Genomic DNA, 9,063 nt, shown 5'->3' on the forward strand with positions numbered 1-9,063 from the left:
TCTTGGTACATAATTCCTAATAAAACTGCTGTTTTCTCTCCTAAATTATATTTTTCTAATTCTTTTTTCAAGGTAGATTCATATTGCAATACACGTTTTTCGGTGGCTAGCGCTTTATTTTGTTGAATATTGGTTTTATGATTAAAATATAGCATTCCAAGTATTGTTCCTAAGCCTAAAATACTAATAAGGAACACTTTTATAATTTGTTTTTTACTTGTATCCTTCATATATTCCTCCTCGTATAAGAAATGCAATTTTTCAAAGGTAATTGGTTATATATAAACTATGTAATGAACATCTATCTCCCATCCTTTTAGACTCATACATCAATACTTTAAGGTTTCAAGTTTAATATAAAAATTTAAAGATAAGGTAAAGATAAGATAAAGATAAAATAAAGGGTATTTTTTAGCGTACTTTAAAAGATATTGCTACAAAGGGATATATGGGACAACTTGTTGATATGAATGGATTTAGTGATAATTGAAAGGTTATTGTACAAGTTATTAATTATGGAGACATCATTCCAGAAGATTTAATCCATCTTTTCAATATGCTTTATATAAAAACCACAACATAACATATAATAAAAAACGGCGAACCCTCCACCTAGGAGAATCCACCATCACAAATAACTGATTATTTCACACCTAGTTTTTTTGCTTTCTTAGGGATCCCGTCTTCCAGCACTTCCTCCCAAGCTGTTACACCTTTTTATCTAAATGATATACACGTAGGAATGCTTCTTTACGAAGATTCTTTTGTGCGATAAATTCTAACTCTTTTTCTTTACCTTCCTTATCAAAACCCGATAATGTATATTCATACTCCTTTCCCATCACTTTACCATCCATAGATTTTGAAACTCCTCCTTTTCCATCCATATTAATTTGAACGTAATATTCATCTTTACCCATACGGTTGATATCACACCCAACTAAAACACTTGCAAATACAACTTCCTTATTTTTTACGTACCTGTATATTTTTATCTTGTTACTCACTTTTATTTTTCTTTCTTAACTAACTTATTTAAGATAATCTCATATAAATTACTTAACGAATTAATGCTATTTGCGACATAAAAAAAGAGAGGCGTCTGCCCCCTCTTAGAAGTGAAATTCAACTTGCTGTTCTTTTGTAATTGTCTCATCCCCCTCAGGATTAACTGTGTCGCTAAAGAGTAACTTAGCTGATATAATCTCCTCAAGCTTACTCTTAATGAATAGACCTACGCTACCTTCTTTCTTCACCTTCCCATAGAATTTGTTAGCATTCTCATCTTTCTCCTAACTAAGATCTTTTACTTTTACTAATTTCATATGAGAAATTCCCTCCAAATGTACACACTAAGAATGAGATTTGATAGAAGATACTTGTCTACATTTTGACTTTTCCTATTAAAACTGGAATATTTGGTCAAATGTATTAAACACGCAAATAACTTGATATCGTATCTCATGATTTTAATAATGATTCTGTTTTTCATTGTAGTAAGGTTGTTTATCTCATATTGAATTACCTTTCATTTTTCTTACAAGTTCGCAATATTTTTGAAAATACAGTCTATAAAGCCGAGAATTATTATTTTTTGAGAGATAGCATTGAGGAGTTTTTCATATGCACTGTACTATACGGTACTAGATTCCCGTACAGATTTCATTTACAATTCATTGTATTTTCTTTACCATTTACCAAGTTAAAATGGAACAAATTTATTACTTAGAGTGTCTATTATGTGTATCCCTAAAAATATGAAAGGACTTATTATTCCCCAAAGTAAAGTGATGTAAAAAAGTGTGTATTGAGATACTTCATTTAAATGTTACGAGTTTAATACTTTCACAGGTAAACTATAAAAAAAGAAACACCCTAAACAGCAACTGTTCATTCATATAAACGCTTTGGTTCTGCTTAGCCTGTTAAAATTCAACTTCAGAAGTATCGGTATCCAACACCCGCTTTAATTAACATCGGTATTTAAAATACCAAAACAAAATCCATATATCGTTGAAAGAGGTTGAAAATTCATGTACGTTTTAAACAAGTTCTTTACCTACAAAAAGATTGTACCTGTCGTATTACTTTCATGTGTAACACTAATAGGGTGTTCTAATAGTAATACTCCATCTGGACCACCTAAGCAAACAAAACAAATAAAGCAAATTAAACAAGAAAATACAGGTCATGATTCTTTTGCTAAGCTTGAAAAAGAATATAATGCTAAGCTTGGTATTTATGCTCTGGATACAGGTACAAATCAAACTATTGCTTATCATTCAAATGATCGTTTTGCATTTGCCTCTACATCTAAATCATTAGCAGCGGGAGCTCTTTTACGTCAGAACTCAATAGAAGCTCTTGATGAAGGGATTACGTATACGCGTGAAGACCTTTCTAATTATAATCCAATTACAGAAAAGCATGTGTATACAGGAATGACGTTAAAAGAACTTGCAGATGCTTCTGTTCGATATAGTGACAGTACGGCACATAATTTAATTCTTAAAAAGTTAGGTGGTCCATCCGCATTTGAAAAAATCTTGAGAGAAACGGGAGATACGGTTACTAAATCTGAACGATTTGAACCTGAATTAAATGAAGTACATCCTGGAGAAACGCGCGATACCAGTACACCAGAAGCGATCGCTAAGACACTTCAATCATTTACATTAGGATCTGCACTTCCAACAGAGAAACGTGAATTATTAGTAGATTGGATGAAGAGAAATACGACTGGAGATAAGTTGATTCGTGCGGGCGTACCAAAAGGATGGGAAGTAGCTGATAAAACAGGCGCAGGATCTTATGGAACAAGGAATGATATTGCAATTATTTGGCCACCAAATAAAAAGCCAATTGTTCTTGCCATCCTTTCTAATCATGATAAAGAAGATGCAGAATATGATGATAAGCTTATTGCAGACACAACTAAAGTCGTATTAGATACTTTAAAAGTTACGAATAAAAACTAATAAATTAATAGTTTTCCGTGGTTAGGGGACATATTCTCTAATAAGAGTAACCATACATGAACGTCAAATGATGCTAAAAAAAGAAAAAACACGCAGTTCCATTTGGAATTGCGTGTTTTTATTTTGCTAATTTATTTTGGATAACCGCTTGTGTCATCCAGTGCTGATTGGTTTGCACATGGTCTTTTCGAACAAATGCCCCTATGGATTTTGAAAAATCATTATAGTGAAACGCATCCGTTAATCTAAGTACATACCCCTCCTGAATCCCTCCAAAGAGTGAAGTACCGTTGTAGCACAAACGAATTACCTTTTCATTATAGGGGCCACGATATAACACTGGAACGTGTGCAAGGCCTAACTTTTTACACCATGCAACTGCTGCATCCCACGATAAACATTCATTTTTCTCATTCTATATTGAAAAGACATAAAAATAGGACGTCAGTGCTGTGTAGTGAATGCCATGACAAGCATACACATTTTCACCACATATCCTCCAGCCTTCTGGAATTCTATCCCCCCATACTTCCTTGTAACGTTTTTACCCATGTTCTCGATGGGTTATGACCACTTGATAACGACCTTGCATGAATAGCCTCTTTATAAAGAGATGTATTTTCACCATCTAACTTTTCTAGTACGACCACTTCTTGATTTTCAAATCCGTCCATATTTTGTAGAACACGGTCATCACTTGTTACCCCTATCGACCAAGGAACATGCAATGTTCGTGGATATTTTACAAGCATTTTTTCACCTCTCTACTTCGCAAATGCATCTGCATCTCGGAAAAAATATACATACCTCTTTATGATAGTCTTCTATAAGTTTATTGATACAAAATAAGCAAGCGGTGGATTCAGCAACGGGATGTTCTTCATGACAAATTGAAAACCACACCCATGCGTCTCCTCCTGTTTCACCATTACAGTTTGCTGTAAGTCCCGCTTTACTTGTTCGTTCATGGTTTCTTATAGTTCGAATAAGACGATGTACAATCCGCTCTGGTTTTATGTAATCTATTAGCTTGAATCGTTACTTAAATATAAAGGGTGTCTCGGTAACACATCCTTTTTTCCTAAGGCAGTGTAAATGGTAACCTCTGAATAACTCATGAATATCTTTATACCGATTGTGATATTTATAATTTTCTCCCCAAGCAGTAATCAACATATTTTCCATTAATTTTTTTCTTTTCAATATTTCATCTAACTTCGTACGATTAATTACTTCCTGTAGTAGCCTTTCTACTGTATCTATTTTTATCTCATTTGGTTTTCTCAATATTCTTTACTTCTATTTTTTGATTGTTATAACTGGCACTTTCTTGGTATCAGAAATTTCACTGTAACCATAATAAAGTAGAAAAAACAATAAAATAATTGTCCAAATAAATATAAACACTTTATAACTATACTTCATATGAAAAACCTCATTTTCCCTATATAAGTGAATGTACATACACCTTATAAATCCTATTACATAAATTATTGGATATTGCAGTAGTAGAGAATCATTAAGTATTAGAAATTTTTATTCATAAACACATCCAAGAAATCTTCAAAAATATCATCTAGACATTTTAACATTTCATAAAAATGCACAGATAATATTTTTACGTTTAGCTAAGTAATGCTTATTATGTAATAAATCCTTATCTCTATTTCACCTTAATGTTTATATGTACAAGAGTCAGTGTAGCAACTAGGCTGTACTTTAAATATGTACTCAATTGTGTGTGGGAAAGGAAGCACATTTTATTTAAAGTTGTTACTTTGAACCCTTTAATTAGTTGGTAGTCTTCTTCATTCAGACAGAAAGGAAATTTAAAGTGTGCACGTATTTTCAACTCAGACTCTTTACTACACACACTCCTATACACATAAAACATCTATACCTTTCGTAACATTAAGGAAACAAAAGGAAATGATATAGAAATAATTATAACATTTCGCAACAAATTTGTAACACAAATGTAACACAATACATTTAATCGTACAATACTTTTTTAGCTAATTATCAACAAAGCATTGTTAATATCGTTCAAATTTAATAATGTTCCCATAAAGTAATACATATTGTTTGTGAAGTGTTTTTTCAAAATATAACGAAACCTACCATGACGGAGGAATGGTAATTCAATTTAAGAATAAATGGATTGATACCTTTCTAGCTTTTGTATCCCAATCATAGTATAGAGAGGATTATGGTTATCCAATAAATATATGTGAACATATACAAGCTAAGCCTTCTAAATAATTACTGTAACTAAAAAAACAAGTAATTATACTTGTTTTTTTAGTTTACTTTCCAATATCGCAACAGTTTTATGTGCTCTCTTTTCCTGTCTACATTATTGGATGCATATCTTACTAAAGATAGCTTCTTTTTTTATGATTCTATTGAAGTAATTAATTGCTGACGTTCTTTATCTCTATAAATTTTCATTTCATGTTTAAACTCGTAATTTCCTACTTCAAATCTAGCCCATTCCTTACTTGTCCAATATACTACATCTACATTTTCTCTTAAGATTGCAAAACACACATCCACTAATTCATCTTCGTAAAATGGAGCTTCTTTTGCTAATTCAAAAGCAAGCACTTTTGGATCCTTAGTTTTAATTTGAAGTTCCCTAGAGGTTTGCCCTAAATACTGCCATGGCGATGGTATTGATTGAACTTGGGCATCTCCCCTATCTTGAAACTGTGATGGAGAATAATTTGTTGAAGCAAATGTAGGTTTACTTACTCCTATTGCTGTTCCTAAAACAACAGAACCAATAATAAGTTTTTTAATCATTTTTTCAGCCCCTTTAATAATTTTGGATATGCTTCATTTTTATACCACGTTCACAGTCATGTAAATGAAGATAATTTGACAGAATTCTGCGTTTTCCTCGAAAAATGTATATTAATTACACACCTTAAATTTACTAAAAGCAAAATTGTTGGTTAAGGTAAATTTTTTTGTCGTAAGTATACACTTTTTGTATAAAAATTAGTTTTTTAAATATTTGCATACTTATTGATAAAGCTTCCTGCCATACCTTATTCGAAGCCAATTTACCTCTACCTACTCACTTCGCATTCCTTGAAGAAGGAATCTTCTTGACTAAAACGTATAAAAAAGTTGGGGATTTCCCCAACTTTTTTATACGTTTATTGTCTTATTAATCCTGTAGATGTAACCCCATATGTTCTTTTCTTTCCGATATATTCCTGTTTTCCATTCTCAAGGTTAGTTAAAGTCGCGCGTGTTTTTTCCTTTGCTGCTTCCCCTCCTATATGAGTAAATTCTATATAATCTCCCTCTTTTACAGGTACTGTTTGCGTTTCAGCATTTTGTTGTCTATTTCCCATAATTTCCTTATTGTACATAACGCTACCAGATGAGTTCTGGACTTTAATACTTGCATATGTGCTATTGAAATAAGAATGCGGTACACCGGTTTCTAATATTCGCTTTAAAACTTAGATATATTTAATATTTTTTCACTACTATTATTAATCAAATTATAGTATTTTGTATTAAAATCTTATGATTTAGGACTAAATAACTTAATTGATCACACTATTTGACTCATAATTATTTACCAGAAAAACGTTATGTAAACTTTCTATTTGTCAATTAGACAAAATAGTTTATTTGCTGGTACCTTATCATTAGCTAGAAAGACCCTACTAAAAAACGTAGACTCCTTTAGGTATCTAAACATTACATATATTTCAAACGTAGATTCCTCTATCGTTAACACCTGCCCAATTCCAGCGTTGTTTACAAGGATATCAAATGTAGTATCACCTATATATTTTTGAAGAGATTGATCCATCATTGAATACAATTTATTAATGCCATTAAAAGTACTTAAGTCTGCACGAATCGCAAATGCGGAACCGCCATCTTTTTTAATTTTATCCACTACACTTTCTGCTTCTTCTTTTCTTTTACTAAAGTGAACAACGACTAACGCACCAGCCTGTGCCAAATGTAAGGCAATACTTCGACCTATCCCTCTACTAGCCCCTATTACTAATGCAATTTTCCCCTTCAATTTATTCATCTCATCATCCCCTTGTTTAAAAAAATCTACTTAGTTATATCACAAGATACGCTTTGAAATGTTGCTCACTAATTTGATATCCATAAAACCAAAAGGCCCACTCATAATTATAAGAGTCGGCCTTTTCACTTCACATATTCATTAGCTTTACATACAGCATCCCTAACTGTTATGTACTTTGTACTAAGTATAATAAAGACTCTAAATGGTATTATAGGTAAAGCCAACTTAAACTAAAGTTAATTCATATACATTTTGCTTAGAGTCTCTGCCTTTAAACAGTTCGTTTAGGATTCTATGCATATATTCAATAAAATTTCAGCAATGCCTGTATTTTTCATCTTTCATATTTTTCTTTGTTAGCTATGAGTATACTTAAAAAACTAAAAACTATTTGATAATCTTTTAGAATCTAACTTTCTTTTAATACTATTTGCTATTTCTTCAATATTTTCATTTAGAAAGAAATGATTACCTTCAAAAGAATGAAAAGTACACGTTTTACTTGTGTATCGTTCCCATTTTATTACTTGATCATATGTAGTAAATTCATCATTTTCCCCATTAAATATAAGAAAATCAATATCACATGGTTGTGTATTTTTGTCATGAATATACGTCTCAACGATTTTAAAATCTGCTCTTAGAATAGGGAGAAAAATCTCCATTAATTCTTCTGATTGCAGTACCCCAGATGGTGTACCTCCCATTGCAATAACTTCTCTTTTAAATTGCTCATTAGAAAGATTATGTCTGATATTTTTTATTTTACTATTTGGATGATTTCTACCGGACAAAACAAGAAATTCAGGCGATACGTTTTTAGAATCTTTTATTTTTCTGGCTACTTCATAGGCGATCAAACTTCCCATGCTATGCCCGAATAGAATGTAGGGCGAATCATCTATCTGCATAACTATTTTATTGTAGACATCATTTACTGCCTCTTCCATACTTTGGTACAAGTTTTCTTCAATTCTATATCCTCTACCAGCTAACTCTATCGGGACTACCTCAATATATGGATTAAAGTGATTTTTCCATTTTGCGTAACTAAACGCAGATCCCCCAGCATGTGGAAAGCAAAAAAGTTTAGTCTTCTGCATTGATTTTCTCCTTACTTTCAAATTTGTATATTTTTTGGAAAATTGCATAAATTTCTTTAATTATTATCTCTTGCGGAAATTCATCCCTTGTTGCACAAGCAGATAACTTATAATTTGGATCAATGTTATACTGTTTAAAGTAAAAATTCTTAGGTATATTCTTGTATAAAATTAAAGCTCGTGATTCTTTTTTTATAGAGAATGAATTTAATTGGGTATAAAGCCCTTTTCCAATCGTTTTTATATAGCTTTCTTTTAATGTCCATAAATCATAAAAATAGTTAATTTGTTCATCAGAATTCATATTAGATATATCATAAAATTCATCCGCTGAAAAAAATTCTTTTGCTAATTTAAGCGCCTCTATCTCTGAAACCTTTTCTATATCAATACCCACATTAAAATTAGCAGTAGTACAAACCACCCATTCTCCTGAATGTGACAGATTAAAATGAAAGTCAGAAAAATTTTCAACAAAAGGTTTTCCATACTCATTATATTTAAATCTAATTTCTTCATTATTAATTTTATACTTTTGGCAGATTAGAGATCGGATTAGTAAATCCCCTATCAGTGTCCTATTAACGTCGCATGAGTTTAATAAACGCTTCATTCGTTCTTTCTTCTCATTTGAAACCAAGTTACTAAGTTGCTTAAACAAATGACTTTCAATATTCTTTGGTATTTTCACAGCTTGAATGTGTATGATAAATCACTTCCTTTTTTTAAAGATGGCTTCATATATGTGCGTTACATAAATTCAAATTAACTTTATTAAATTGCAAATACAATAGAAAAGGTGCATATTTACATATCAATGAAAATATGCACCTTTCCTCAATAATATCATCAAAGCATTAGTTTCTATTACAAAAAATAGAGAGGATTTACATCATTCTATGAGCAACTCATA

At 31.4% G+C, this 9,063-nt stretch carries 5 protein-coding genes and 5 pseudogenes; 2 read left to right on the forward strand and 8 right to left on the reverse strand.

The window, feature by feature from the left end:
• Both HFD78_RS23640 and HFD78_RS23645 read right to left on the reverse strand, forming a co-directional pair.
• Nucleotides 1-230: DUF1294 domain-containing protein (locus HFD78_RS23640; protein ID WP_481747112.1), on the reverse strand; the 230-nt coding region annotated here is incomplete at its 3' end.
• A 412-nt stretch (nucleotides 231-642) separates the two neighbouring features.
• Nucleotides 643-995: pseudogene (locus HFD78_RS23645) on the reverse strand (YxeA family protein).
• Nucleotides 996-2,033: 1,038 nt separating this feature from the next.
• On the opposite strand from HFD78_RS23645, the gene blaIII reads away from it, so the two are divergent.
• Nucleotides 2,034-2,978 carry a class A beta-lactamase BlaIII gene (gene blaIII / locus HFD78_RS23650; RefSeq protein WP_000289423.1) on the forward strand — a complete coding sequence of 315 codons (945 nt, stop codon included), beginning with the start codon at nucleotides 2,034-2,036 and terminating at the stop codon, nucleotides 2,976-2,978.
• Nucleotides 2,979-3,096: 118 nt separating this feature from the next.
• On the opposite strand, the pseudogene HFD78_RS23655 reads toward blaIII, so the two are convergent.
• Nucleotides 3,097-3,730: pseudogene (locus HFD78_RS23655) on the reverse strand (RNA ligase family protein).
• Nucleotides 3,731-5,087: 1,357 nt separating this feature from the next.
• Here HFD78_RS23655 and HFD78_RS30145 point away from each other — a divergent pair.
• Nucleotides 5,088-5,174, forward strand: a pseudogene (locus HFD78_RS30145) (DUF2278 domain-containing protein); the annotation flags it as partial.
• Nucleotides 5,175-5,372: 198 nt separating this feature from the next.
• Here HFD78_RS30145 and HFD78_RS23665 read toward each other — a convergent pair.
• From HFD78_RS23665 to HFD78_RS23685, 5 genes and pseudogenes are all read right to left on the reverse strand, one after another.
• Nucleotides 5,373-5,783 carry a hypothetical protein gene (locus HFD78_RS23665; protein ID WP_000592189.1) on the reverse strand — a complete coding sequence of 137 codons (411 nt, stop codon included), beginning with the start codon at nucleotides 5,781-5,783 and terminating at the stop codon, nucleotides 5,373-5,375.
• Nucleotides 5,784-6,142: 359 nt separating this feature from the next.
• Nucleotides 6,143-6,451 (reverse strand): annotated as a pseudogene (locus tag HFD78_RS23670) (putative mucin/carbohydrate-binding domain-containing protein); the annotation flags it as partial.
• Nucleotides 6,452-6,702: 251 nt separating this feature from the next.
• Nucleotides 6,703-7,044, reverse strand: a pseudogene (locus HFD78_RS23675) (SDR family NAD(P)-dependent oxidoreductase); the annotation flags it as partial.
• Between the two features lie 383 nt (nucleotides 7,045-7,427).
• Nucleotides 7,428-8,150 (reverse strand): thioesterase II family protein, encoded by a 723-nt coding sequence (locus tag HFD78_RS23680; RefSeq protein WP_001172937.1) that lies wholly within the window; start codon nucleotides 8,148-8,150, stop codon nucleotides 7,428-7,430.
• The gene (locus HFD78_RS23685; RefSeq protein ID WP_097862805.1) at nucleotides 8,137-8,841 is read right to left on the reverse strand and encodes a 4'-phosphopantetheinyl transferase family protein; all 705 of its coding nucleotides are present in this window, start codon (nucleotides 8,839-8,841) and stop codon (nucleotides 8,137-8,139) included. Before HFD78_RS23685 ends, HFD78_RS23680 begins: the two co-directional genes overlap by 14 nt.
• Nucleotides 8,842-9,063 lie beyond the last annotated feature (222 nt).

Origin of the sequence: Bacillus sp. EKM501B (assembly GCF_011800505.1) — a bacterium.
GTDB classification, from domain to species: Bacteria; Bacillota; Bacilli; order Bacillales; family Bacillaceae_G; genus Bacillus_A; species Bacillus_A cereus.

Coding starts and splice junctions, on each gene's coding strand:
- blaIII (WP_000289423.1), top strand. CDS start 2,034: ATGTACGTTTTAAACAAGTTCTTTACCTACAAAAAGATTGTACCTGTC.
- HFD78_RS23665 (WP_000592189.1), bottom strand. CDS start 5,783: ATGATTAAAAAACTTATTATTGGTTCTGTTGTTTTAGGAACAGCAATA.
- HFD78_RS23680 (WP_001172937.1), bottom strand. CDS start 8,150: ATGCAGAAGACTAAACTTTTTTGCTTTCCACATGCTGGGGGATCTGCG.